Origin of the sequence: Streptomyces antarcticus (assembly GCF_026627255.1) — a bacterium.
GTDB lineage: Bacteria > Actinomycetota > Actinomycetes > Streptomycetales > Streptomycetaceae > Streptomyces > Streptomyces antarcticus.
In genome coordinates this window covers 16,469-41,588 of sequence record NZ_JAPNLM010000029.1, presented here as the reverse complement: position 1 = coordinate 41,588, position 25,120 = coordinate 16,469, and the positions used below count along the sequence as shown (strand labels likewise).

The 25,120-nt window shown below is 73.3% G+C and carries 21 protein-coding genes and 1 pseudogene; 11 read left to right on the top strand and 11 right to left on the bottom strand.

What is annotated here, in order from left to right:
• The first annotated feature begins 8 nt into the window (after nucleotides 1-8).
• Entirely contained in the window at nucleotides 9-770 is a 762-nt protein-coding gene (locus tag OTB16_RS32240) for an SDR family oxidoreductase (RefSeq protein ID WP_267725313.1), read from the top strand.
• Nucleotides 771-837: 67 nt separating this feature from the next.
• Nucleotides 838-1,698, top strand: coding sequence for a PhzF family phenazine biosynthesis protein (locus OTB16_RS32235; RefSeq protein ID WP_267725311.1), 861 nt, complete (start codon nucleotides 838-840; stop codon nucleotides 1,696-1,698).
• 21 nt (nucleotides 1,699-1,719) lie between these two features.
• On the opposite strand, the gene efeU is transcribed toward OTB16_RS32235, so the two are convergent.
• From efeU to OTB16_RS32205, 6 genes are all read right to left on the bottom strand, one after another.
• Nucleotides 1,720-2,592, bottom strand: a complete 873-nt coding sequence (efeU, locus tag OTB16_RS32230; RefSeq protein ID WP_267725309.1) for an iron uptake transporter permease EfeU — start codon at nucleotides 2,590-2,592, stop codon at nucleotides 1,720-1,722.
• A gap of 26 nt (nucleotides 2,593-2,618) precedes the next feature.
• A complete protein-coding gene (efeB, locus tag OTB16_RS32225) occupies nucleotides 2,619-3,968 on the bottom strand; it encodes an iron uptake transporter deferrochelatase/peroxidase subunit (protein WP_267725307.1) in 1,350 nt (449 codons plus the stop codon).
• Nucleotides 3,969-4,002: 34 nt separating this feature from the next.
• Nucleotides 4,003-5,142: an iron uptake system protein EfeO gene (gene efeO, locus OTB16_RS32220; RefSeq protein WP_267725306.1), complete on the bottom strand. Its 1,140-nt coding sequence runs from the start codon at nucleotides 5,140-5,142 to the stop codon at nucleotides 4,003-4,005.
• Between the two features lie 177 nt (nucleotides 5,143-5,319).
• A complete protein-coding gene (locus OTB16_RS32215; RefSeq protein ID WP_420717842.1) occupies nucleotides 5,320-6,204 on the bottom strand; it encodes a heme ABC transporter ATP-binding protein in 885 nt (294 codons plus the stop codon).
• Between the two features lie 8 nt (nucleotides 6,205-6,212).
• Complete coding sequence (locus OTB16_RS32210; RefSeq protein ID WP_267725305.1) at nucleotides 6,213-7,514, bottom strand: FecCD family ABC transporter permease; 1,302 nt, start codon at nucleotides 7,512-7,514, stop codon at nucleotides 6,213-6,215.
• Between the two features lies 1 nt (nucleotide 7,515).
• A complete protein-coding gene (locus OTB16_RS32205; protein WP_267725304.1) occupies nucleotides 7,516-8,544 on the bottom strand; it encodes a heme/hemin ABC transporter substrate-binding protein in 1,029 nt (342 codons plus the stop codon).
• Nucleotides 8,545-8,671: 127 nt separating this feature from the next.
• Here OTB16_RS32205 and OTB16_RS32200 point away from each other — a divergent pair, with 127 nt between their 5' ends.
• The 3 genes from OTB16_RS32200 to OTB16_RS32190 are packed head-to-tail and all read left to right on the top strand — an operon-like array spanning nucleotide 8,672 to nucleotide 12,372.
• Entirely contained in the window at nucleotides 8,672-10,087 is a 1,416-nt protein-coding gene (locus OTB16_RS32200; protein WP_267725303.1) for an HtaA domain-containing protein, read from the top strand.
• A 49-nt stretch (nucleotides 10,088-10,136) separates the two neighbouring features.
• On the top strand, nucleotides 10,137-11,654 hold the full coding sequence (locus tag OTB16_RS32195; RefSeq protein ID WP_267725302.1) for an HtaA domain-containing protein: 1,518 nt from the start codon (nucleotides 10,137-10,139) through the stop codon (nucleotides 11,652-11,654).
• 19 nt (nucleotides 11,655-11,673) lie between these two features.
• Entirely contained in the window at nucleotides 11,674-12,372 is a 699-nt protein-coding gene (locus OTB16_RS32190; protein ID WP_267725301.1) for a PhzF family phenazine biosynthesis protein, read from the top strand.
• Between the two features lie 61 nt (nucleotides 12,373-12,433).
• On the opposite strand, the gene OTB16_RS32185 is transcribed toward OTB16_RS32190, so the two are convergent.
• Nucleotides 12,434-13,081 carry a biliverdin-producing heme oxygenase gene (locus tag OTB16_RS32185; RefSeq protein WP_267725300.1) on the bottom strand — a complete coding sequence of 216 codons (648 nt, stop codon included), beginning with the start codon at nucleotides 13,079-13,081 and terminating at the stop codon, nucleotides 12,434-12,436.
• 133 nt (nucleotides 13,082-13,214) lie between these two features.
• Nucleotides 13,215-14,072, bottom strand: a complete 858-nt coding sequence (gene map, locus OTB16_RS32180; RefSeq protein ID WP_267725299.1) for a type I methionyl aminopeptidase — start codon at nucleotides 14,070-14,072, stop codon at nucleotides 13,215-13,217.
• 71 nt (nucleotides 14,073-14,143) lie between these two features.
• Between map and OTB16_RS32175 the strand changes: the two genes are divergently transcribed.
• Nucleotides 14,144-14,392: a hypothetical protein gene (locus OTB16_RS32175; RefSeq protein ID WP_267725421.1), complete on the top strand. Its 249-nt coding sequence runs from the start codon at nucleotides 14,144-14,146 to the stop codon at nucleotides 14,390-14,392.
• Between the two features lie 140 nt (nucleotides 14,393-14,532).
• On the opposite strand, the gene OTB16_RS32170 is transcribed toward OTB16_RS32175, so the two are convergent.
• The gene (locus OTB16_RS32170; RefSeq protein WP_267725298.1) at nucleotides 14,533-15,138 is read right to left on the bottom strand and encodes a hypothetical protein; all 606 of its coding nucleotides are present in this window, start codon (nucleotides 15,136-15,138) and stop codon (nucleotides 14,533-14,535) included.
• A gap of 174 nt (nucleotides 15,139-15,312) precedes the next feature.
• Between OTB16_RS32170 and OTB16_RS32165 the strand changes: the two are divergent.
• From OTB16_RS32165 to npdG, 3 genes and pseudogenes are all read left to right on the top strand, one after another.
• Nucleotides 15,313-15,812: pseudogene (locus OTB16_RS32165) on the top strand (recombinase family protein).
• A complete protein-coding gene (locus OTB16_RS32160; RefSeq protein WP_267725296.1) occupies nucleotides 15,805-17,448 on the top strand; it encodes a transposase in 1,644 nt (547 codons plus the stop codon). The pseudogene OTB16_RS32165 and the gene OTB16_RS32160 overlap by 8 nt, the downstream one beginning before the upstream one ends.
• 20 nt (nucleotides 17,449-17,468) lie before the next feature.
• The gene (gene npdG / locus OTB16_RS32155) at nucleotides 17,469-18,185 is read left to right on the top strand and encodes an NADPH-dependent F420 reductase (RefSeq protein WP_267725294.1); all 717 of its coding nucleotides are present in this window, start codon (nucleotides 17,469-17,471) and stop codon (nucleotides 18,183-18,185) included.
• Between the two features lie 30 nt (nucleotides 18,186-18,215).
• Here the strand turns inward: npdG and OTB16_RS32150 are convergent, their stop codons facing one another.
• Nucleotides 18,216-20,303 (bottom strand): TerD family protein, encoded by a 2,088-nt coding sequence (locus OTB16_RS32150; protein WP_267725293.1) that lies wholly within the window; start codon nucleotides 20,301-20,303, stop codon nucleotides 18,216-18,218.
• Between the two features lie 311 nt (nucleotides 20,304-20,614).
• Here OTB16_RS32150 and OTB16_RS32145 point away from each other — a divergent pair, with 311 nt between their 5' ends.
• Nucleotides 20,615-20,806 carry a hypothetical protein gene (locus OTB16_RS32145; protein WP_267725291.1) on the top strand — a complete coding sequence of 64 codons (192 nt, stop codon included), beginning with the start codon at nucleotides 20,615-20,617 and terminating at the stop codon, nucleotides 20,804-20,806.
• Between the two features lie 33 nt (nucleotides 20,807-20,839).
• On the opposite strand, the gene OTB16_RS32140 is transcribed toward OTB16_RS32145, so the two are convergent.
• Nucleotides 20,840-21,640 carry a site-2 protease family protein gene (locus OTB16_RS32140; protein WP_267725290.1) on the bottom strand — a complete coding sequence of 267 codons (801 nt, stop codon included), beginning with the start codon at nucleotides 21,638-21,640 and terminating at the stop codon, nucleotides 20,840-20,842.
• 73 nt (nucleotides 21,641-21,713) lie between these two features.
• On the opposite strand from OTB16_RS32140, the gene OTB16_RS32135 reads away from it, so the two are divergent.
• The gene (locus tag OTB16_RS32135) at nucleotides 21,714-25,088 is read left to right on the top strand and encodes an AfsR/SARP family transcriptional regulator (protein WP_267725289.1); all 3,375 of its coding nucleotides are present in this window, start codon (nucleotides 21,714-21,716) and stop codon (nucleotides 25,086-25,088) included.
• Nucleotides 25,089-25,120 lie beyond the last annotated feature (32 nt).

Sequence of the window (25,120 nt, the reverse complement as noted above, 5' to 3'; positions counted from 1 at the left end):
GCGGCCCCATGAACGAAAGTGGGAAGAAGACCGCCGTGGTGACCGGGGCCGGCTCCGGGATCGGCCGCTCCGTGGCCCTCGCCCTGGCGGCGGCCGGCTGGGCCGTGGCCGCGGCCGGCCGCCGGACCGGGCCGCTGGAGGACACGGCCGCGGCGGCGGGGGCGGGGGCGGACGTGTTTCCCGTACGGGCGGACGTGAGCGATCCGGACGACGTGACCGCGCTGTTCGGGGCGGTGCGGGAGCGGTACGGGCGCCTCGACCTCCTCTTCAACAACGCGGGCACCTTCGGCCCGGGCGGCGTCGCCCTGGAGGACATCACCCACGAGGCCTGGCGCTCCGTCGTCGACGTCAACCTCACCGGCGCGTTCCTGTGCGCCCAGGCCGCCTTCCGCCTGATGAAGGCCCAGGACCCGCAGGGCGGCCGGATCATCAACAACGGCTCCATCTCGGCGCACGTGCCGCGCCCGCACTCCATCGCCTACACGGCCACCAAGCACGCGGTGACCGGCCTGACGAAGTCGCTGTCGCTGGACGGGCGCCCCTACCGCATCGCCTGCGGCCAGATCGACATCGGCAACGCGGCGACCGAGATGACCGAGCGGATGCAGACGGGCATCCTCCAGGCCGACGGGCGGCTCGCCGTCGAACCGGTGATGGACGCGGCCGACGTGGCCCGCACGGTGCTGCACATGGCGGAGCTCCCGCTGGAGGCGAACGTGCAGTTCGCGACGGTGATGGCGACGAACATGCCGTACGTCGGGCGCGGCTGAGGCACCGGAGCCGGGCGGGCCGTCCGGGCCCGGGAATGGCCTGCGGACGGCGGAGGTTGAGCCGGTCATGACGACCGAAGTGCTGCGCTACACCGCTTTCTCCGACGACCCGGAGGGTGGCAACCCCGCCGGGGTCGTGCCCGACGCGGCCGGGCTGGACGACGCCGCGATGCTGGAGATCGCCGCCGGGCTGGGCTACAGCGAGACGGCCTTCCTGACCGCGCCCCCGCAGGGGCTGGGCGGCGAGCCCGGGCGGGCGTTCACCGTCCGCTACTTCAGCCCGAAGGCCGAGGTCCCCTTCTGCGGGCACGCCACCGTCGCCACGGCGGTGGCGCTGGCCGAGCGGATCGGCCCCGGGGAGCTGCTGTTCGCCACGCGGGCCGGGACCGTACCGGTCTCGGTCACCTCCGAGGGAGGCCGGCTGCGGGCCGTGCTGACCAGCGTCGAGCCGCACACCGAGGAGATCGCCGACGCCGACCTCGCCGAGGCGCTGGCCGCGCTCGGCTGGCCGGCGGCGGACCTGGACCCGGCGTTCCCGCCGCGGATCGCCTACGCCGGAGCCCGGCACCTGGTGCTCGGCGCCGCCACCCGGACCCGGCTCGCCGACCTCGGTTACGACTTCGCCCGGCTGGAGGCGCTGACGCGGCGCCTGGACCTCGTCACGGTCCAGCTCGTGCACCGGTCGGGCCCGGCGGAGTTCCACGTACGCAACCCCTTCCCCGCCGGCGGCGTCGTGGAGGACCCGGCGACGGGGGCCGCGGCCGCGGCGTTCGGGGCGTACGCCCGGGAGCTGGGCCTGGTCCCGCGGGACGCGGTGCTCACGCTGCACCAGGGCGAGGACATGGGCCGCCCGGGAGTGCTCACCGTGGAGCTGCGCGCCGGCGACCCCCGGGTGCGGGTCGGCGGCGCGGGCGTCCGGATCCCCTGACGGGGCAGGCCCCGGCGGGGGTCAGCCGCCCTGGGCGGCGCCCGCGCCCGCGGACGGGGTGGACGGCGCCGCCGGGGTGGACGGCCGGCGCGGTGTGCGCGGTCCCGCCAGGAACAGGGCCAGCACGGGAACCAGGTACAGCACCCACACGGTCAGCTGGAGCACGGTCGGGTCGGGCTGGAAGTTGAAGACGCCCTTGAGCAGGGTTCCGTACCAGCTGTCCGGCGGGACCGCGGCGCTGACGTCGAAGGCCTTGTTCCCCAGCCCGCCCAGGAAACGGGCCTCCTGGAGGTCGTGGACCCCGTACGCGAGCACGCCCGCCGCCACGACCACCAGCATGGCGCCGGTCCACGTGAAGAACTTCGCCAGGTTGATCCGCAGGGCGCCCCGGTAGAACAGCCAGCCCAGCACGATCGCGGTGGCGATGCCCAGCAGCACCCCGATCAGCGGCGCCGAGGTGCCCTCGCCGCTCGCCCGGACCGACGCCCACACGAACAGGGCGGTCTCCAGGCCCTCGCGGCCGACCGCGAGGAACGCGGTGGCGACCAGCGCGCCGGTACCCATGGCCAGCGCCGCGTCGAGCCTGCCGTGCAGCTCGGCCCTCAGGTGCCGCGCGGTGCGCTTCATCCAGAAGACCATCCACGTCACCAGGCCCACGGACATGATCGACAGGGTGCCCCCGAGGAGCTCCTGCGCCTCGAAGGTCAGCTCCTGCGTGCCGAATTCGAGCATCGCGCCGAAGGCCAGCGAGATCCCGCAGGCGATGGCGATGCCCAGCCACACGGGGCGCAGCGCGTCCCTGCGGTCGGTCTTGACCAGGTAGGCCACCAGGATGCAGACGACCAGGCTGGCTTCCAGCCCCTCGCGCAGGCCGATCAGATAGTTGCCGAACACGGCGGTTCTTCCTCTCCGGCGGGTGCTTACGCGAACAGCGTCCGGCCCCACCAGTCGCCCTTGTCGCGGACGCCCGGCGGGACGGCGAAGACGGCCGAACCCACGTGCTGGATGTATTCGTTGAGCACGTCGTGACGTGCCAGGTTGCGCTGGATCGGGACGAAGCCCGTGCGGACGTCGCGCTGGTAGGCCAGGAAGAACAGGCCCGCGTCGAGCCGGCCCAGCCCGTCCGTGCCGTCGGTGAAGGAGTAGCCGCGGCGCAGGAGCGTCGCCCCGGCGTTGCTGTCCGGGTGCGAGAGGCGCACGTGCGCCTCCGGCTTCATCGCCTTCAGGAACGGCTCGTCGCGCTCCTTCGACTTGCCGACGGGGGCGCCCTCGCCCTTGTCGCGGCCGAAGATGTCCTCCTGCTCCTGGAGCGAGGTGCGGTCCCAGGTCTCGATGTTCATCCGGATGCGCCGGGCCACCAGGTACGAGCCGCCGGCCATCCAGGCGCTGCCGTCGCCGGCCCCGGCCCACACGTGCTTGTCCAGGGCGGCGGCGTCGGTGCCCGCGATGTTCCGCGTGCCGTCCTTGAAGCCCATCATGTTGCGGGGCGTCTGCTCGTCCGGAGTGGTCGAGGAGGTCTTGCCGAAGCCGAGCTGCGACCAGCGGACCGCGACCCGGCCGAAGCCGATGCGGGCGAGCTGGCGGATGGCGTGCACGGCGACCTGGGGGTCGTCGGCGCAGGCCTGGACGCACAGGTCGCCGCCGGAGCGGGCCGGGTCCAGGTTGTCGCCGGGGAACTGCTCCAGGTCGACCAGGGCGGCGGGGCGGCTGCCCTCCAGCCCGAACCGGTCCCTGGCGAAGAGCCCCGGGCCGAAGCCGACGGTCAGGGTGAGGCGGGAGGCCTTCAGGCCCAGCGCCTCACCCGTGTCGTCCGGCGGAGCCTGCGGCAGGCCGCCGAAGCCGCCCTCGCCGACCGGAAGACCGGCCGTCATCAGCCGGGCCGCCTCGGTCCACTCCTTCAGGAGCTCCACCAGCTCGGCTCGGTCCTTCGTCTTCACGTCGAAGGCAGCGAAGTGCAGACGGTCCTGCACGGCGCTCGCGATCCCCGCCTGGTGCGCGCCGTGGAACGGTACGGACCCCCCGGCCGCGGCCACCGGCACGGTGTCCGGGGAGCCGCCGAAGGCCACCGCCGCGCCGCCGGCCGCGGCGGCGCCGAGCGCGAGCCCGGCGCCGCCCCAGCCGAGTACGGCACGCCGGGAGGGTGCGGCGGCGGAGGGCGCCGCCGCGGGGGTGTCCGGGCCCGCCGCGGAGGGGTCCGGGCTCGCGGAGGTGTCCGGGCCCGTGCCGCGGTCCTCCGGTTCCGGCCGCTGCTCCGGCTTCTGCTCGGTCATCGTGCTCTCCCGCCTGCTCGGTTGCCCGTACCGCTTACTTCGCGACCGCCGCGGCCAGCTTGGAGAGCGGCTCGGCGAGCGCGTTGACGCCGTCCGACAGCTCCTTGCGCTCGGGCTCGCCGACCTTGTCGTACGCGGTGAAGTCGTAACCGGTCTTGTCGGCGCGGTACTTGTCCAGCAGCGTGTTCAGGGCCGCGAACTGGGTGTCCAGCTGCTTGGACAGCTCGGGGTCGTTCTTCGCGGCGATCGGCTTCAGGAGCGCGTACGCCTTCTCCGCGCCCTCGACGTTCGCCTTGAAGTCGACCAGGTCGGTGTGGGAGTAACGCTCCTCCTCGCCGGTGACCTTGCCGGTGGCGACCTCGTCGAGGAGCTCCTTGGCGCCGTTGGCCATCGAGGTGGGGGTGATCTCCGCCTGGCCGACCTTCTTCTGCCAGTCGGTGAGGTCCGCGATCAGGGTGTCGGCGAGCTTCTTCTCCGCGTCGCCGATCGTGTTGTCGGCCCACAGGGCCTTCTCCAGGCGGTGCCAGCCGGTCCACTCCTGGCCGGGCTCCAAGCCGTCCTCGCGGACGTCGACCTTCGGGTCGATGTCGCCGAAGGACTCGGCGACCGGCTCGGTGCGCTCCCAGCCGATGCGCGAGGGCGCGTACGCCTTCTTCGCGGCCTCGACGTCGCCGGCCTTGACCGCGTCCGCGAAGACCTGCGCCTTGGGGAGGGTCTCCTCCGACTGCGCGACCACGTACTGGCGGTAGGCGGCGACCGCGGCGTCCGCCTCTGGGCTGCGCTTCTCGACGCCGCCCTGGCCGGTGGCCTTGACCTGCGTGCGCAGGCCGTCGCCCTTCATGCCCGGCTTGCAGACGATCTCGTAGTCGCCCGCCTTGATCTCGGCGGTGATGGAGGCCTTGGTGCCGGGGCCGATGTTCTCGCGCTCGGTCACGATCCGGTCGTCCGGGAACAGGACGTAGAGCTCGGTGACCTTGGCGCCCTTGTTCTCGACGTCGATCTGGACCTTGCCGGCCGGGAACTCCGTCTTCGAGACGTCGCAGGCGGTGTCCGAGGCCGCGACCTTGATCGCGCCGTCGCCGCCGGAGCCGCTCTTCTCGGCGCAGCCGGTGACGGCGGTGAGCGCGGCCACCAGGGAGGCGGCGGCGACGACGGTGAGGCGGGCGGGGCGCATACGGGACTCCTGGGCTTCGGACGAGGGCCGTCCCAGGGGTGGGGCAGGCCAGTGAGGCGGACCTAACTTAACCGAGGCTTACCTCACCCATACCCGCCCGTACAGTGATTCCGCTCTCACCTCTCCGTGCCGGACACAGGCGTGTCACGGACGCCCCACGACGGCCCCACGGGCAGGTCAAGCGCTCGTCAAACCCGGTTTGGCGCGCGGCGGGGAGGACTCCGCGAGGGGAGCCGTCCCGCGTACGGGAACCACCAGCGGAGCCCCGGAGCGGGGGTGCGCGAAGACCTCCACGGGCTGCCGGTAGACCCGGCTCAGCAGGGCGTCCTCGAAGACCTCGGACGGCGGTCCGTCCGCCGCCATCCGCCCGTCGTGCAGGACGGCGGCCCGGTCCGCGTACGCCGCGGCCAGCCCCAGGTCGTGCAGGACGACGACCACGGCGTCCCCGGCGGCGGCCCGTTCCCGGCAGATCCGCAGCACGAGCTCCTGGTGGCGCAGGTCGAGGGCGGCGGTGGGCTCGTCGAGCAGCAGCAGCGGGGCCCGCTGGGCCAGGACGCGGGCCAGCGCGACACGGGCCCGTTCACCGCCGGACAGGGCGGAGAACGGGCGTTCGGCGAAGTCCGTGACCTCGGTGGCGGCCATGGCCGCGGCCACCGCCTCCTCGTCGGACTCGGCGAACGGGGTGCCCGCCCAGGGCGCGCGGCCCATCCGTACGACGTCCTCCACCGGGAACGGGAAGGACAGCACGGCCGACTGGGGGAGCACCGAGCGGCGCAGGGCGAGGTCGGCGGCGCTCCAGTCGCCCACCGGCCGGCCGTCGACGCGGATCTCGCCGGAGGCGGCGGGCAGGTCGGCGGCGAGCGCCGCCAGCAGCGTGGACTTGCCGGCGCCGTTCGGGCCGACCAGTGCCAGCACCTCCCCGGCGCGGGCGGTCAGGTCGATCCCGGCGAGCACCTCGCGCTGCCCGAGCCGTACGTGCAGGCCGGTGACCTCGGCGAGGGCCGCGCCGGGGGCGGGCCGGGCCGGGACGGTCCGCTTGTTCCGGGTGAGCAGCCCGGTCAGCCTGCTGGTCACGCCCAGCCTCCTTGCTTGCGGCGGGTGCGGCGCAGCAGCCAGAAGAAGAACGGGCTGCCGATCAGGGCGGTCAGCACGCCGAGCGGCAGCTCGGCGGGCTGGGCGATGGTCCGGGCGGCCAGGTCGCCCGCGACGAGGACGACCGCGCCGGCGAGGGCGCTGCCGGGGACGAGGAAGCGGTGGCCGGGGCCGTTGGCCATGCGCAGCAGGTGCGGGACGAGCAGGCCGATGAAGGTGATGACGCCGGCGACGGCGGCCGCGGTCAGCAGGGCGACGACGAGGACGAGGGCCAGGCGCAGCCGCTCCACGTCGATGCCGAGGTGGCGGGCGGGCCGCTCGCCGAGGGCCAGCAGATCGAGGCGGCGGGCGTAGAACGGGGCGACGATCAGTCCGGCGAAGGCGCAGGGCAGGACGGCGAGGACCTTGGGCCAGGTGGCCTGGGCGAGGGAGCCGAGCTGCCAGAAGGTGATCTGGTTGACCTGGCCGCTGTCGGCGAAGAAGACGAACAGGCCGATGAGGGCGCCGGCGAAGGCGTTGACGGCGATGCCGGTGAGGATGAGGGTGACGACCTCGGTCCTGCCGCCGTTGCGGGAGAGCAGGTAGACGGCGCTGACGGTGATCAGGCCCGCGACGAACGCGCACACCGTGATCGTCCAGTTGCCGAAGAAGCTGAGCCCGAGGCTGATGGCGGCGACCGCGCCGACGGCCGCGCCGGCCGAGATCCCGATGACTCCGGGCTCGGCCAGCGGGTTGCCGAACACGCCCTGCATGAGCGCGCCCGCGCAGCCGAGGCTGGCGCCGACGAGCAGCGCGAGGACGACGCGGGGGAGGCGTACGTTCCACAGCACGCTCTCCCCGACCCGGTCGAGCGGCGCCCCGCCGAGCCCGGCGCGGTGCTGGACGGAGGCGAGTACGTCGCCGAGGGGGATGCGGTAGGCGCCGATGCCGGCGGAGACCAGGGCGAGCACGACGAGGGCGGCCACCAGGGCCGCGGTGAGCAGCAGGGCCTTGCGGCGGCGGGGCTCGCGGCGGCGGGGCTCGCGGGGGCGGGCCTTGCGGGGGGTGCCGGGTTCGGGCGGGCGCCGGGGCGTTTCCTCGGATGCAGAACGTGACGGGGCGTCGGAGGGTGAAGCGGCACTGTGTTCGGCACCCTGCGGGGAGCGCCCCGGCACCCGCCCGGACCCGGCGTCCCGCTTCGTGACGGGCGCGGCAAGTCCGGCTCGGGCCGGGGCCGCCGCCTTCGCGGGGGTGGGTTCGGGGGTGGTGTCCGTCGGGTGGGGATCGTAGGGCAGGGTCACATCAGGCGCCCTTGCCGTAGAGCTGGGTGACCAGGGAGGACAGCACCTGGTCGGTGCGCGGCCCGTAGTTCAGCAGGACGCCGTCGTCGACGGTGAGTACCCGGCGGTCCATGCCGGCCGGGGTCTGGGCGACGCCCGGGATCTTGACGAGGCCGTCGACGCCGCCGACCGATTCGAGGCCCTTGGACATGACCAGGATCGCGTCGGGCGCGACGGCCGCCAGGGCCTCGCTGGTGATCGGGGTGAAGTCCTTGCCGAGACCGGAGTCCTTGCCCGTGTCGACGGCGCCGGCCGCCTCCAGCAGCGAGGCGGCGCCGGAGTCGGAGCCGCCCAGCAGGTAGACGGAGGCGGTGCCGCGCAGGTAGAGGAACGCCACCCGGGGCTTCTTCCCGGAGGCGGCCGGAATGCCCTTGCGGACGGAGGCGATCCGGTCGGCGGTGCGCTGGTTCAGCTGCGTGCCCGCGTCCTTGACGCCGAGCGCGGCGGCGACCGCGTCGATCCGCTTCGGGACGTCCTCCAGGCTCTTGGCCGGAGCGACGACGAGGACCGGGATGCCGGCGTCGCGGATCTGCTGGACGGCCTCACCGGGGCCGCTGGTGGTCTCCGCGAGCACGAGCGTCGGGCGCAGCGAGAGGACGCTCTCGGCGGAGACGTCGTGGCCGCGCGTCACCACGGGCAGCCGGGCGGCCTGTTCGAAGGTGGCGGTGATGTCCCGGGCGACGACCTGCTCGCCGAGGCCCAGGGTGTGGACGATCTCGTTGAGGCTGCCGGTCAGCGGGACGACGCGGTCCGCCGAGGCGACCGTCACCCGGGCGCCGTCGAACGAGGACACGGTGACGGGAAGGACCGGGGTGGGCGACGGGGACAGCGGCTCGACCCGGTCCGGAGCGGCCGAAGCGGAGTGGGCGGGCTTGCCCGCGGGTGTGGCCGTACCCCCGCATCCCGTCGCGGCCAGGGCCAGGGCGACCAGAGTGGTCGTCAGGGCGAGGCGCGCGCGGGAGGGGCGGGAAGACGCGGCGGGCGTAGGCACGAATGCACCGTCCTGTTCGTGCGGCTGGCTGACTGGTGAACTTTCAACCAACCCGGGGGTTCCCTATCCGGGCTGAGGTAGCTTAGGTTAGCCTAACCTGAGTTGCTAGCCCCTGGAGGGGACCGTCATGTCCGCAAGGCCCGCCCGTACGTTCGCAGTCGCCCTGTTGGCGGCCTTGCTGGGTGCCCTGCTTCCCGCCACCGCCGCCCAGGCCGCCGACCGCGTCGTACAGGGGGGCCGGCTGGACTGGGGCATCAAATCGTCGTTCCAGAGTTACGTCACGGGGCCCATCGCGAAAGGCGGATTCAAGCTGAAGAGCGGCGCCGCCACCGTCGGCGGGAGCCTCTTCCGCTTCCACTCGGCGGCCGGCTCCTACGACCCGGACAGCGGCGAGTTCAGTGCCTCCTTCAGCGGCGGGGTGACCTTCCAGGGCCATCAGAAGCCCGACGGCACGAACGAGCTGGACATGACCGTCAGCCGCCCCACCGTCAAGATCTCCGGCGGTCGCGGCACGCTGTACGTGGACGTCTCCAGCAAGGCCAAGGACAGCGGCTCCGTCACGAACCAGTCCCAGGTCGCCTTCGCCTCGCTCGGCCTCGGCGGCATCGACATGAAGGGCGGCGGTACCCCGATCGCCCTCTCCAATGTCCCGGCCACCCTCACCGAGCAGGGGGCCAAGGCGTTCGCCGGCTACTACGCGGCCGGCGCGCAGCTCGATCCCGTCTCGCTCTCCGCCGACGTCAAGGCCCCGGCCGCCGACCCGGCGCGGCCCGCCGCGTCGGCCGGCCCGCAGCCGAGCACCTCCGCCGAGACCCCGCGGACGGCGGGCGCCTTCACCGACGCCGCCGTCGACTGGGGCGTCCGGCGCACCTTCCGCGAGTACGTCACCGGCTCCATCGGCCAGGGCGGGTGGACCCTCGCCGAGGGTGCCCAGGACGGCGGCGCGCTGTTCCGCTTCCCCCAGGGCAAGGGCGCGTACGACGGCCAGAAGGGCACGCTTGACGCGGCCTTCGCGGGCAGCGTCCAGTTCACCGGCGCCCACCTGGACCTCAAGCTCGGCAAGGTGAGCGTCAAGGTGGAGAACGGCAAGGGCGTCCTGTCCGCCGACGTCACCACCGCCGCCGCCGAGACGAAGCCCGCCGTCGCGCTCGTCGAGTTCGACGCCAAGGGCCTGAAGGCCGAGGGCGGCCTCGTCACCCTCGCCGAGGCCCCGGCCACACTCACCGAGGGCGGCTCCCAGGCGTTCAATTCCATGTACAAGGCGGGCACCGAGATGGACCCCGTCTCGCTCGCCGTCGCACTCGACGCCACCGCGAAGCTCCCGGCCCTCCCCGACCTGGGCTCCACGGACGCGCCCGCTGCGGCGCCGTCGACCCCCGCTCCCGCCCCCGCTCCGGCCGCCCGAGCGGAGGAGTCCTCGAACACCGGGCTGTACGCCGCCCTCGCCGTGGCCCTGCTGGTCCTGGCCGGCGGCGCGGCCTTCCTGGTGGTGCGCAGGCGCCGTACGGCGGCGGCCGAGGCCGCGCCCGCCGACGCGCAGTAGCGCACCCCCCTTCCCCTTTTTCCTTCCTCGCTTCAGGAGCAACCGCGCCATGTCGTCCACCCGTCGCCCGATCGCCGTCGCGGCCGCCATCCTCACCGCCGCCGCGCTGGGTACCACCGCCTTCGTCCTGCCCGCCACTGCCGCGGGCACTCCGGCCCTCGCCCCGCAGGCGGGCGGCGCCCCGACCGCGCCGATCAAGATCGTCGGCGGCACCCTCGACTGGGGCGTGCTCGCCAGCTACCGCGCGTACGTGACGGGCATGGCCAAGGGCGCCATCACCCCGGCCGACGGCGCCCAGGCCAACGCGGACGGCACCCTGCAGTTCGGCGAGGCCACCGGCCAGTACGACCCGACCGCCGGGCACGTGGTGAAGGCGGCCTTCAAGGGCAGCGTCACCTTCTCCTCGCCCGCGCCGCCGGCCGGTCACGGCTTCGAGGTCAAGCTCTCGGACTTCCGCATCGACACCGGCACCAAGAAGCTCACCGCCGACGTCACCAAGAGCGGGGCCACGACCCAGGACGTACCGCTCGCCGCGGTCGCCTTCGGCGGCCAGGCGATGGACAAGCTGGCGACCACGCTCACCAAGGAGGCCGCCGACGCGCTCGGTTCGGCGGGCTACGAGGGCAAGCCCGGCGATCCGCTGACCGCCAAGCTGGAGTTCGAGAAGCCCAAGCCGGCCCCCACGCCGACCCCCACCCCCACGCCGACCCCTACCCCGACCCCGACGCCGGCCGCGACGAAGCCGACGCCGACCCCGACGCCGACCGCGACGAAGCCTGCGGCGACGCCCACCGCGACCGCCACCGCACAGCCCACGACGCCGGCCGGCGCGCAGAAGGTCCTCAGCGCCAAGCTGACGTGGGGCGTGAAGGAGTCCTTCCGCACATACGTCCTGAGCGCGGGCTCCATCACCCCCTCCGGCGGCGCCGCCAAGAGCGGCGACCTGTACGACTTCGCCCTCGCCAAGGGCGAGCTCGACGCCGCCAAGCAGAAGCTGAACGTGTCCTTCGAGGGCAGCCTCCGCTTCCAGTACACGGGCCACGGCATCGACATGAGCTTCGGCAACCCCCGCGTCGACGCCACGGGCAAGACCGGCACCCTGTACGTGGACGTCAAGAACGCCTCCGGCAGCAAGGCGGCCGTCCCGTTCGCCACGCTCGACCTGTCGAAGACCGACTACAAGACCAAGGGCGGCGTGCTCGCCCTGGGCGGCGTCCCCGCGGCCCTCACCGCCGAGGGCGCGGCCGTCTTCGCCAACGACACCACACGCTCCGCGTACAAGGCCGGCGACGCCATCGACCCGCTGAGCTTCTCGGTGGCCGTGGACAAGGACGCCATCCTTCCGGCCGCGGGCGGCTCGACCGGCGGCTCCTCCTCCACCGGCGGTACCGGTGGTACGGGCAGCACCGCGGGCGGCGGCTCCGTCGGCGGCGGCTCGGTCGGCGGCAACCTCGCCGCCACCGGCGCCGAGATCCCGGCCGGCGCCCTGCTCGGCGCCTCCGGCATGGTCATCGCGGCCGGCGCGGGCGCGGTGTACTTCGCCCGCCGCCGTACGGCCCAGAACTGAGCCGTGCTTCAATGCCCGCGTGAACGATCTCGACGTCCTCAAGGTCTTCTGCGCGGGTGACGGCCGGTACGGCAACCCGCTCGGAGTCGTACGCGACGGCCGGACCTGCCCCGACGACGCGTCGCGGCAGGCCCTGGCCGCCGAACTCGGCTACAGCGAGACGGTGTTCGTCGACGACCCCGAGCGCGGGGTCGTCGACATCCGCACCCCCGGCACGCGGATGTCCTTCGCGGGACACCCGCTGGTCGGGGTCGCGTGGTTGCTGGACATCGAGGAACTGCACCCGCCGGCCGGCTCCGTATGGGCCCGTGACGACGGGGAGTTCACCTGGATCACGGCCCGCCCGGAGTGGGTCGGGGACAAGCGCACCGAGCAGTACGCGAGCGCGGCCGAGGTCGAGGCGCTGCCCGCCCCGCCCCCGGGCGAGGGCTGGCTGTACGCCTGGGCCTGGGAGGACGAGACCGCGGGCCGCGTGCGCGCCCGCGGCTTCCCGCGCAGGCATTCGTGCGGCGACAGCCGCTCCTGTGGAGCCGGGGCTTGCCCCGGGGGGGCCGTCGTCGAGGACGAGGCCACCGGGTCGGCGGCGATCCTGCTGACGGCCCAGCTGAACCGCGCCCTGAACATCATCCAGGGCGCGGGCTCCCAGATCCTCACCGCCCCCGGCCCGGACGGCACGATCGAGGTCGGCGGCCGCGTCCGCTTCGCGCGGGTGGGCTGATCGCGGCGAAGGGGCCGGCCCGGTGCGTCACGCACCGGGCCGGCCCCTTCCCCCGTCACGCCTACGCGCTGAGCGGGAACCGCTCGCCCAGCTCGCGGAAGACCGCGCCGTTGAAGTCGAAGGCGCGCTTGCACTCGTCGACGATGCGCTGCTTCTCCAGGTCGTCCGCGGCGATGGCGTCGAGCAGCTCCCGGTAGGTCCGCTTGAAGGCGGCCGGGTTGGAGATGTCGGCGAAGACGTAGAAGCGGACGCCGTCGCCCTTGCGCTCGAAGCCCCAGGTGCGCTCGGCCTTGTCGCGGATGATCTGTCCGCCGGAGAGGTCGCCCAGGTAACGGGTGTAGTGGTGGGCGACGTACCCGCCCGGCCACTGGGCGGCGCACTCGGCGACCCGGGCGGCGTACGCCTCGGTCGCGGGCAGCGCCACCACGTTGTCGCGCCAGGCGGCGCCCAGCAGGTGCTCGAGGTCGCGCTCGATCTCGGCGACGCGCATCAGCTCGGGCTGGATGAAGGGACCCGCGACCGGGTCGTCCTTCAGGGAGTCGGCCGCGTCCTCCAGGGCCCGGTACACGAACCACAGCTGTTCGGTGTACCGCGTGTAGGCGTCCACTCCGAGCCGGCCGCCCAGCAGGTCGCTCATGAAGGTCGACGTCTCGGCCTCGGTGTGCTGCTCGTGCGATGCGACGCGGATGACCGTAGAGAAGGCGTCCAAGACGGACCTCCAAGAAAAGGGAAACAGGCGCGGCGGCTCAGCCGCCACACCGATCTTCCTACTTAGGCATGCCTAAGTCAATGTGTTCCCGACGTCCTGTCGGTAAAACGACCGCCTCTTCCGGCGGCCCGCCCTACGGCAGGGTCAGGATCTCCGCCCCGGTGTCCGTCACCACCAGCGTGTGCTCGAACTGCGCCGTGCGCTTGCGGTCCTTGGTGACGACCGTCCAGCCGTCCGCCCACATGTCGTACTCGTGGGTGCCCAGGGTCAGCATCGGCTCGATGGTGAAGGTCATCCCGGGCTCGATGACGGTGGTGGCGTGCGGGCTGTCGTAGTGCGGGATGATCAGGCCGGAGTGGAAGGACGAGTTGATGCCGTGTCCGGTGAAGTCCCGGACGACGCCGTAGCCGAACCGTTTCGCGTACGACTCGATGACCCGGCCGATGATGTTGATCTGGCGGCCCGGCCTGACGGCCTTGATGGCGCGGGCGAGCGCCTCGCGGGTGCGCTCCACCAGCAGCCGCGACTCCTCGTCCACCTCCCCGCACAGATAGGTGGCGTTGTTGTCGCCGTGCACGCCGCCGATGTACGCGGTCACGTCGAGGTTCACGATGTCGCCGTCGCGCAGGACGGTGGAATCGGGGATGCCGTGACAGATGACCTCGTTGACGGAGGAGCACAGCGACTTGGGGAAGCCCCGGTAGCCGAGCGTCGAGGGGTAGGCCCCGTGGTCGCACATGTAGGCGTGGGCGACCTTGTCGAGCTCGTCGGTGGTCACCCCCGGCGCGATCAGCTTGGCGGCTTCCTCCATCGCCTGGGCGGCGATCCGGCCGGCGGTGCGCATGGCCGCGATGGTCTCGGCCGACTGCACCTCCGGTCCGGTGTACGGAGTGGGCGCGGGCCTGCCCACGTACTCGGGCCGGCGGATGTTTCCGGGAACGGAACGGACGGGAGAGAGCTCGCCTGGTACGAGCAGTGACTGACCGGACATGCAAGCGAGTGTATCCAGCGGGTATGGGAGAGCATGGCGGCAAGAGCCGCATCGAGAGGAGCCTGACGGCGATGGCCTTGTTCAAGAAGCGACAGGTGGGCAAACCGGGCGAGTGGTACTACTGCCTGGTCCACAAGAAGGTCGAAGAGGGCCCCGACTGCCCCGCCAAGGACCGATTCGGCCCGTACGGGACGCCGGAGGAGGCGAACCACGCCATGGAGACGGCGCAGGAGCGCAACCTCGAATGGCAGAACGACCCCAAGTGGAACGACAAGGCGTGCGGGGAAGAAGGGGACGCCGGGGGCACGGCCACCCCGTAGGGGTGTGCCCGACCGCCCCGGGGCGCAGCCGCGGGAGCCCCGGGGCGCACCCCGGGGGGCGTTCCGCGGGCCGTCGGGCCCGGACGGGACCGGTGCCGGCCGGTGCCGACCGGGACCGGTGCCGGCTGCGGCCGCGGTTCCTACCAGCGGCTGGGCGGCGGGGCGGTCAGCTGATCGGCCAGCCGCGCCAGCCGGTCCCGGAAGCGGCGCGGCCCGCGCTGCGCCGGCAGGCTGTTCTCCCCGGCGGCCGCGCTGACCAGGTGCTGCACCGTGTCCAGGTCCAGTTCGCCGCTGCCCTCCGCCACCGACAGCGCTTCGTGCGCGAGGGCCCCGAGATCCGGATCCCCGCCGTCCAGGGACAGTACGGTCGCCCCGGCGCGCCGGGCGTCGTGGACGCGCTGGAGCAGCCCCTCGCCGGGCGGCTCCGGGGCCACCACCAGCAGCGTGTGCCCGCGCCGGGCCGCCTCCAGCCTGCCCAGCCCCACCGACAGGTGCGGTGGCTCCCCGGCCGGCACCCGGTGGCGCACGAGCGTCGGGGCCAGCTCCGGCAGGCCCGACCAGGCGGCCTCGTCCACCAGGTGCGCCGCCAGGTGCCAGGGCTCGTACTGCTCCGTCCCCACCAGCAGCAGGTTCCCGCCCGCCGGCGCCACCGAACGCCGGAGCGACCCGGCGAAGCGGCGCGCGGCGCCCGGCCACTGCGTACCGGCGAGGACCTCGCGCAGCAGCGCGACTCTCACGGCATCCATGAGCGGCATCCTGCACCATGCGCGGGACGCGCGTGGCCGGTTCGCGACGCCCCGCCCGGCCGGCGGGCGCCGCGGCCGTTCGACTCTGATGATCTCGGGGTTGGGAGCTGTTGTTGTTTTGGCTCAGTCTTGTGAGTGATAGTGCGTTTTGGTGAGTGTCGTTACGTTGTGTCCATGAACCTGAAGGAGTGGGCGAAGGCGCAGGGTGTGCACCCGCATACCGCCTATCGCTGGTTCCGTGAGGGGACGTTGCCGGTCCCGGCGGAGCGCGTTGGACCGCGAACAATTCTGGTGAACATCGACGCACATACGTCATCGTCGTTGCCGGGTTGGCTGCGAAGGCCGGTCACCGTGTGGTGCGTGTCGAGTCGGAGATCGGCTCGGGTGTGAACGGCGCCCGTTCCAAGGCGAAGCGTCTGCTGGCCGATCCCGAGGTGACCACGGTCGTGGTCGAGCACAAGGACCGCCTCGGGCGAATGAACATCGAGCTGGTGGAAGCCGCCCTGTCCGCGACCGGCCGTCGCCTGGTGGTTCTCGATGACGGTGCGGCCGAAGACGACCTGGTCCGGGACATGGCTGAGGTGTTGACTTCGTTCTGGGCCCGCCTGTATGGCCGCCGCTGCGCGAAGAACCGGGCGAAGAAAGCTCTTGAGGCGGCTGCCGCCGATGGCTGAGCCGAAGAAGCTGCGGCAGATCGCCCGCGCGTTCGTCGCCGACCCGGCGTCGGGCGTGTGTGTCCGTGACCGTCTCAAGGGTTTCACCGTCCAGGACGAGAAGGTGCTGCGCCTGGTCGGCGCGCATCTCGGATCGTTGGCGTCGAAGGATCTCGCCGTGCGTGTCCGCGACGGCCTGGAGCACTCCACGGATACGCGGGCCGGGCGGAAGCGGGACCTGACTGCCCTGTCGTCGTCGCGCTGGGCGGGCAGTATCACCAAGGCCAGCCACGACCAGTGGGCGTTGTCCCGCCGGGCTCAGCATGCCCACCTGCAATCCCTCGACGCCGGTATCAAGACGATTGCGCACCGGCTGTCTCTCCCGATCGGGGAGAAGGGAAGCAAGCGGGCCCCGGGCGGCTACCGGTCCAAGGGGGAGTGGTTCCAGAAAACGCGCCGCCTGCATGTTCTTGAGGACCGGCTTGAGGCTGTCAGGGCCGACCGGGAAGCCGGGCGTGTCCGTGTGGTGCGGGGCGGCCGGAATCTCGCCATCACCCGCCACAACCTTGCCGCCGCGCAACTCACCGAGCCGCAGTGGCGTCAACGCTGGGAAGCGGCACGCTGGTTCCTCGCCTCTGATGGCGAGTCCGGCAAGCGGTACGGCAACGAGACGATCCGCGTCACCCCCGACGGCGAGATCAGTGTCAAGCTCCCGGCTCCGCTCGCCGGATACGCCAATGGCAAGCACGGCCGGTACACCCTGACGGCCCGCGTCGCTTTCCCGCACCGGGTCGACGAATGGCGTGAGCGTGTATCGCAGAACCGAGCTGTCGCCTACCGCATCCACCTGGATGTGACCCGGGGCCGCTGGTACCTGGACGCGTCCTGGCAGCGCAAAGACGCCCCCGTCGTGCCGCTGGAGTCCCTGCGGGCCGGCGAGATCATCGGCGTGGACATGAACGCCGACCACCTCGCCGCCTGGCACCTCGACACCCACGGCAACCCGGTCGGCGAACCCCGCCGCTTCGACTACAACCTGACCGGCACTGCCGGCCACCGCGACGCACAGCTCCGCCACGCCCTCACCCGGCTCCTCCACTGGGCAGGCGCGACCGGGGTCCGCGCTATCGCGGTCGAAGACCTCGACTTCACCGACTCCACAACCAGGGAGAAGCACGGCCGCAAGCGCCGCTTCCGCCAGTTGATGTCCGGTATCCCCACCGGCAAACTCAAGGCCCGGCTCCTGAGCATGTGCACCGAGGCCGGAATTCGGGTGATCGCCGTAGACCCGGCTTACACCAGCATGTGGGGCGGCCAGCACTGGCAGAAGCCCCTCACCACCAAGACCAGGCCCGTGACCCGCCACCAGGCGGCGAGCGTGGCCATCGCACGACGCGCCCTCGGACACCCGATCCGGCGACGGACGACACCGCCCCGCCAGCACCAGAGCGATGCCGGCGGGCATCGGAGCGCCCAGGCCGGATCAGGTGACCGGCGGCGCGAGGAAACCCGCCGCCCCGTCACGGACCGCAGCCGAGAGCTGCGTACCCGGACAGGGACAACACAAGGAACGCGGGCAACCAGGACACCCAAAACCGTTCGGGGTGTCCGCCGTGACCAGGAATGGGTCCAAGACTCACTCCTGCACGCTGATTAGGAACGGTTACCCTCGCCCCCATGACCTCCACAGACAGCACTCAGCAGCCCCCGGCCAAGGCGCCAGCGAAGAACCCGTGGGACCTCCCCGACGTCTCCGGCCTCGTCGTCGGTGTCCTCGGCGGCACCGGCGACCAGGGCCGGGGCCTGGCCTACCGGCTCGCCCGGGCCGGCCAGAAGGTGATCATCGGCTCGCGCGCCGCCGACCGCGCGCAGGGCGCCGCCGCCGAACTGGGCCTCGGCGTGGAAGGCGCCGACAACGCCGACTGCGCCCGGCGCAGCGACATCGTCATCATCGCCGTCCCGTGGGAGGGTCACGCCAAGACCCTCGAATCGCTGCGCGAGGACCTCGCCGGCAAGCTCGTGGTGGACTGCGTCAACCCGCTCGGCTTCGACAAGCAGGGCGCGTACGCCCTCCAGGTCGAGGAGGGCAGCGCGGCCCAGCAGGCGGCCGCCCTGCTCCCGGACTCCCGCGTCACGGCGGCCTTCCACCACCTCTCGGCTGTCCTGCTCCAGGACGAGTCGATCGACGAGATCGACACCGACGTGATGGTGCTGGGCGAGTCCCGCGCTGACACCGACCTCGTCCAGGCCCTGGCCGCCCGCATCCCCGGCATGCGTGGGGTCTTCGCGGGCCGCCTGCGCAACGCCCACCAGGTGGAGTCCCTGGTCGCCAACCTGATCTCCGCGAACCGCCGCTACAAGGCCCACGCCGGTCTGCGCGTCACGGACATCTGAACCGGGCGGCCGCCGGGGCGCCCAAGGCCGTCAGTTCCGGCGGCCCGGACGGCCCTCGGCGGCGCCCAGGTGCGCGATCACACCGTGATAGAAGCGGTCGACGGAATCGTCCACGCTCCGGATGAACCCGGACTCCGTGTTGCCGCGTGTGTTGCCCATGCCCTTGATCAGCGACAGGCGGAACCCGGTGACCGGCGCGCCGTCCCGGGGCAGCAGGTCGCCCGGCTCCGGACGAAGCCGCTCCAGCGTGCCGCGCGGCCCCTGTTCCGCGCCGAGCAGGCTCTGCACGTGGAGGTCCGCCGGAGCCTGTGCAAGCAGCCGCATCAGCCGTTTCGCGCCGGCCAGCGGGTACGCAGCCTCCGGCGCGGGTACGTCGACGGACGTGCGCACCTTCCCCGTCCGCAGATCGGCGCTGACCGCGATGACCCCGCCGGTCCCGTCGACACGCAGCTCCGCCGTCAGTCGGCCGTCCGCGCACAGCACCTCAGCCGCCTCCTCCCGGCGCGCCCGCGGATCGCTGCCGCGCCGGGCCCGCTGCACGGGCAGGGCCTTCTGGCCCAGCTCCCCGCCGAGGCGCAGGCAGACCTGGCGGATCAGACGCTCCCAGTTCTCCACGACGTCCACGGCGCGGGCGTCGCCCCGGCACAGGGTCTCGTCCTCGATCCCGTTGCGCACGGGCACCCACGCGGGGCCCATGTTCTGGAATCCGTGACATCCCGAGTTCTCGTGCTGCAGGTACGCGAGGAGCTCCTGTAGGAGCCAGGCGTGGGCGGCGTTCCCCACGCCCTCGTGGCGGATCAGCAGCTGCGCCTGGTGGGCCACCTCGGCCCACGACAGGTGCCAGAGGCTGACCTTGTGCTTGCGTCGGCCGTCGATCTTGACGTCGACCACGGCGGCGCCTTCGAGCGCCACGTCGTTCGAGAGCGTGATGACCGCCTCGTAGCCGCGGCGCGCGGCGATGTCCGCGTACCCCTGGACCTGATCGGCCTTCAGCGGGTTGCCATTGGTCTTGGTCTCCACCAGGGCGGTCCACAGCCGCCCCGCGCGCTCCACCCGGATCACGCCGTCGGGGCGCCGGGGGGCGTCGCCGTGGGGGAGGGCGACCTCGGTGAACGTCTGCATGCGCCCGGCGGGCGCACCGAACCCCGCCGTGAGGCGGCGCCCCAGCTCCGGTACCTGTGCCATGACGGACAGCAGCACCGAGGTCGCCCTTACCTCGCGTTCCTTGTCGCTCCTGAGGGATGGCACCGGGAACAGCCGGGCGGGCCGCCAGGAGTCGTTCTCGGCGAGCGACTTCCCGGCCACCTTGGGCAGGGTGACCTTCTTCTTCGTCGTGCGGGGACCGCGGCCGCGCGTCTGACCCGGAACGGGAACGGGGTCGGCCGCGGGTGCGGCCGATGGCGGTGCGGCGGCCAGGTCCCCGGCCGGTGGCGCGGCGACGGGCGGTGCGGCCGCGGCCGGTGCTTTGGGGACGGCCTCCGGGGACGGGGCGGCCGCCGGCTCCCGCTCGGCCGGTTCGTGCGTGTCGGGGTCGTCGTGCGCGTCGGCATCGTGCGCGTCGGGCAGGTCGGACTCCTCCTCGACGGAGATGCCGAAGTCCGTGGTCAGCCCCGCGAGGCCGGTCTCGTACCCCTGGCCGACGGCCCGGAACTTCCATTCCTCGCCGCGCCGGTACAGCTCGCCGAAGATGAACGCCGTCTCCACGCTCGCGTCGTCGATGCAGAAGCCGACCAGCGGCTCGCCCGAGCGGTCCGCGACGGTCATCCGCAGGTCGTCGAGGTCCCCGAACCGGGCACCGCCGTACTGGCTGGCGGCGATCACGATCCGTACGACGTCCTGCGGGACCGCGGCGAGGTCGACGCTGATCCGGTCCTCGTCGCCGCTCTCGCCGGGGGTCTTCCCCAGCAACTGCACACTGCCGTCGGCGGCGGCCGGGTTGTTGTAGAAGTAGAAGTCGTTGTCGCTGCGGACCCGTCCGTTCCCGTCGAGGAGCAGTACCGACACGTCGGCGTCGCCGGCTCCGGAGGCGCTGGTCCAGCTCAGGCTCACGACCACCGAGCCGGCGTCCTCGCCGAGGGCGGTCAGGCTGACGTTCGCACCCTTCGGGATCTCTTGCATGTCTTCCCCCCACTCCCGGCGCCGCCGGTACGGGCCGGGCGGGGCAGGGCTGTCGCTCCGTGCACGCCCGTGCGGGGCGCGTACCGCCGAACCGTAGTGCCGGGTCACACGGAAGACCGGGAAAAGACCAATAGGGACCGGATGTGACCGAAAGTGTCGCCTTCCGGTGCTGTCGTTGGTGCGCGCCTACCCCGGCGGCCCAGGTCAGTCGCCGCAGGATCCCCGGGTCGCGCGCTTTACGGAAGCACAGCGGGGCATGGGGGACACTGGTGGGGCTCTACCCCGTTCCGTGTTTCCGAGGAGCTCTTCCCATGCCCCGCCTTGCCGTCTTCGCCGTAGTCGTCTGCGTCCTCGCCGTGGCCGCGGCCGTCGTCGCCTTCGTGGAGGGCAGCTTCCTCGGGATCATCTGGGTCCTGCTGGCCGGCCTCACGTCCAACCTGGCCTGGTACTACCAGCGCAAGGCCAAGGCCGAGAAGGCCGCCGCCGCCCGCACCACCGCCTAGTGATGTGACCGGATCCTGCCGTGACCGGCCCGGTCAGCTCCGGGGCAGCGCGCAGACGCCGTCGGCGTCCTGCCAGAAGCGGTAGAGCTCGCGGCCGCAGTACGTGTCCAGGTCCGGGACGCCCAGCGCGGACAGCAGCCCGCGCACCACGTCGAAGAAGAACGTGTTCACCTCCGGGATCCACAGCAGTGCGAACACCGCGATCAGGCCGAACTGCGCCAGCGGCGCCATCTCGCGGCGCACCCGGTGCGACAGCCACGGCTCGATGACCCCGTAGCCGTCGAGGCCCGGCACCGGCAGGAAGTTCAGGATCGCCGCCGAGACCTGGAGCAGGGCGAGGAACGCGAGCGCGAAGCGGAACTCCAGCGGGACCCCGTCCAGCGCGTCCAGCCAGAACGGGGCGGTGCAGACGACCGCGAAGGCCACGTTCGTCAGCGGGCCCGCCGCCGAGATCAGGCTGTGCTTCCAGCGGCCCTGGATCCGGTCGCGCTCGATGAACACGGCGCCGCCGGGCAGGCCGATCCCGCCCAGGATCACGAAGAGCACCGGCAGGACGATGCTGAGCAGCGCGTGCGTGTACTTCAGGGGGTTCAGCGTCAGGTAGCCCTTGGCGCCCACCGAGAGGTCACCGCCGTGCAGCGCGGTGCGGGCGTGAGCGTACTCGTGCAGGCAGAGGGAGACGATCCACGCCGAGGTGACGAAGAGGAACACGGCCAGGCCGGCGCTCGTCGAGTACCCCGTCCACACCGCCCACCCGGTGACCGCCATGACGGCCGCGATGCCGAGGAACACTGCGCTGATCCGCCGCTCGCCGCGGCCTCCCTGATGACCCATGCGGCGAAACCTATCCCGTGACCCGGGCGTAAAGGGGTTCGGGTCAGGGTCCCGATCCGGGGACAATGGCCCGGTGCGTTACGCGATCCTCGGCACCACCCTGGCCCTCCGCGACGACGGGAGCCCCGTCGCCGTCGGCGGAGCGCGCCTGCGGGCGCTCCTGACGGCCCTCGCGCTACGGCCGGGGCGGGCGGTGCCGGTGCACCTGCTGGTCGCCCAGGTGTGGGACGGCGACCCGCCCGCCGACGCGCCCGCCGCCCTCCAGGCCCTGGTCGCCCGGCTGCGGCGGACGCTGGGGCACACGGCCGTGCGGTCCGCGGAGGGCGGCTACCTGCTGGCCGCCGAGCGCGAGGACGTCGACCTGTACCGCTTCGAGCGGCTCGCCCGGGCCGGCGCCGCCGCGCTCGCCGAGGGGGACGCGGCCAAGGCCACCGTCCTCTACGAGGACGCGCTCGCGCTGTGGCGCGGCCCCGCCCTGGCCGGCCTGCCGGACCCGGCGGCCGCGGAGTCCGCGCGCTGGGACACCGTACGGACGGACGCGCGCCGCGGCCGGCTCGCCGCGGCCCTCGCCCTGGGCGAGGCGGAGCACGTCCTGCCCGAGCTGACCGCGCTGTGCGCCGGGCAGCCGCTGGACGAGCCGCTCCAGGCGCTGCGCATCCGCGCGCTGCGGGACACCGGCCGGCCGGCACAGGCACTGGCCGCCTACGACGAGGTCCGCCGGGACCTGGCCGCCCGCCTGGGCGCCGACCCGGGCCCCGAGCTGCGCGCCCTGCACACCGCACTCCTGTCGCCCCCGCCCCCGGCCCCCGCGGCCCCGCCCGCTTCCGGCCCCGGGCCCGCCCCGGGCGCCGTACCGCAGGCTCCGGCCCCCGCGGCGCACGCCGCCGACGCCCGCCCCGGCGGCCCGGACCGGCCGGGGAACCTGCGGGCCCGGCTCACCACCTTCGTCGGACGCGAGGACGACATCCGCGTCATCGGGGCCGACCTCGCGCGGGCCCGCCTCGTCACCCTGCTCGGCCCCGGCGGTGCCGGGAAGACCCGGCTGTCCCAGGAGTCCGCCGAGGCCCACGCAGGCACCGGCCGGCCGGACGGGGCCTGGCCGGACGGGGTCTGGCTGGTCGAGCTCGCGCCCGTCGACGACCCGGAGGACGTCGCGGAGGCCGCCCTCGCCGCGCTCGGCGCACGCGAGACCAAGCTGCGCGGCGCCTCCGTCGAGGAGATGCGGGCGCTCACCGACCGCGTCGGGGACGACGCCCTCGACCGCCTCGTCGAGCACTGCGCGCGGCGCCGGCTCCTGTTGCTGCTCGACAACTGCGAGCACGTCATCGGCGCCGCCGCCGTACTCGCCGAGCGGCTCCTCACCCACTGCCCGGGCGTGCAGATCCTCGCCACCAGCCGCGAGCCCCTCGGCGTGCCGGGGGAGTCCCTGCGCCCGGTGGAGCCGCTGCCCGACCCGGTGGCGCTGCAGCTGCTGAACGACCGCGGGGCCGCCGCCCGGCCCGGCTTCAGCGTGGACGAGGACCCGGACGCCGCCGTGGAGATCTGCCGGCGCCTGGACGGGCTGCCGCTGGCGATCGAGCTGGCCGCTGCCCGGCTGCGGCTGCTCACCCCGCGGCAGATCGCCGACCGGCTGGACGACCGCTTCCGGCTCCTGACCAGCGGCGCGCGTACGGTCCTGCCCCGCCAGCAGACACTGCGGGCCGTCGTCGACTGGTCCTGGGACCTCCTCGACGAGCCCGAGCGTGCCGTCCTGCGCCGGCTCTCCGTCTTCGCCGGCGGCTGCGACCTGACCGCCGCTGAGGCGGTCTGCGCCGACCCCTCGTACGACACGGCCGACGTGCTCGGCTCCCTCGTCGACAAGTCCCTCGTCGTCGCCGCCCCCGGCCCGGACGGCTCCGGCATGCGCTACCGCCTGCTGGAGACCGTCGCCGAGTACGCCGCCGAACGCCTCGCCGGAGCCGGAGACGACCGCGCGGCCACCGAGCGCCGCCACCTCGTCCACTACCGCGAACTCGCCCGCACCACCGAGCCGCGGCTGCGCGGCCACGGCCAGCGCGCGGCCGCCGGCCTCGTCGCCACCGAGTACGAGAACCTGCGTACCGCCCTGCGCCGGGCCGTCGCCGCCCGCGCCGCCGAAGAGGTGCTGTGCCTGGTCCACTCCCTCGTCTGGTACTGGCACATGCACGACCTGCGGGCCGAGTCCCGCCACTGGTCCGAAGCGGCCGCCGCCCTCGGCCCCGACCCCTTCGCGGCGCCCGCCGTCCCGGCCGGGCCCGTGTACGAGCGGATCGTGGACGCGCCGCCGCCCTACGGCGGGGAGCTGCTGACCGAGGGCTGGCGCGGTATCCAGATGATCCGACTGGCCTCCCGCGACCAGGCCGACGGCTCCTGGGACACGCCCGAGGTCCGCACCCAGGTCGAGCGGATGCTCGACGTGTACCGGCCGGGGCTCCCGCAGACCTGCCGGACCCCCGCGGGCCTCTGGGTCTACGCCGTCATGATCGCCGGCGACGCCGACCTGCTGCGCCGGGTCGTGGACGAGACCGTGGACGTCGCCCGCGAGCTCGGCTACGACTGGGAGCTCGCCTCGGCCCTCCAGATACGCGCCAACATCCTCGCCAACCGTGCCGACTGGGGCGGCGACGCCGCCCGCGACGCCGACCAGAGCCTGGCCCTCTTCCGGGCGCTGGGCGACGACTGGGGCTGCGCCGAGGCGCTCTCCGCCCGCGCCGAGTCGCTGGAGAAGCGCGGCCTGTACGCGGCGGCCACCCGGGACTTCCGGGCCGCGATCGAGCACGCCGAGCGGCTCGGAGCCAAGGCCCAGGTCACGGTGCTGCGCGTACGGATGGCCGGGGCCCTCGCCGAGGCCGGCCGGTCCGAGGAGGCCGAGGAGATCCTCACGGAGATCACCGCGACCGTCCGGATGTCCGGCAACGACGCCATGCCCGCCGCCCGTATGTTCCTCGCGACCATCCTCGGCCGGACCGGGCGCATCCCCGAGGCACGCGTCCAGATCCAGACGCTGCGCGAGGATTTCTCCTTCGGTGCCTACGCCGTCTTCGAGGTGTTCCTCCTCGCCACGATCGCCTGGCTGGACAACCAGGAGGGCGAGTTCGAGGACGCGCTCGGCGTGCTCCGCGGCGGGGCGCCCGCCGCCCGGGACCCGCTGGCGCTGATGGTGGCCCCGCAGCTGCCCGCCGTCTACCTGCTGACGGCGTCCGTCTCCCTCGCCTCCCCCGGCGGCCCGGAGCGGCCGTACGACGCCGCGCGCCTCGTCGGCGCCTACCGGTGCCACCTGCCGCCCGGGCACGTCCCGGTCACCACCGAGCGCGCGGAAGCCGCCCTCGCCGAGAAGCTGGCGCGGGCGGCGCTGGGCGACGCGGCGTACGAGGCGGCGTACGCCGAAGGCGGCGGCCTCACCCTGGAGGAGGCCACCGCCCTCATCTGACCCGGCCTCGCCGGGGTCCGTCCGGGACGCGA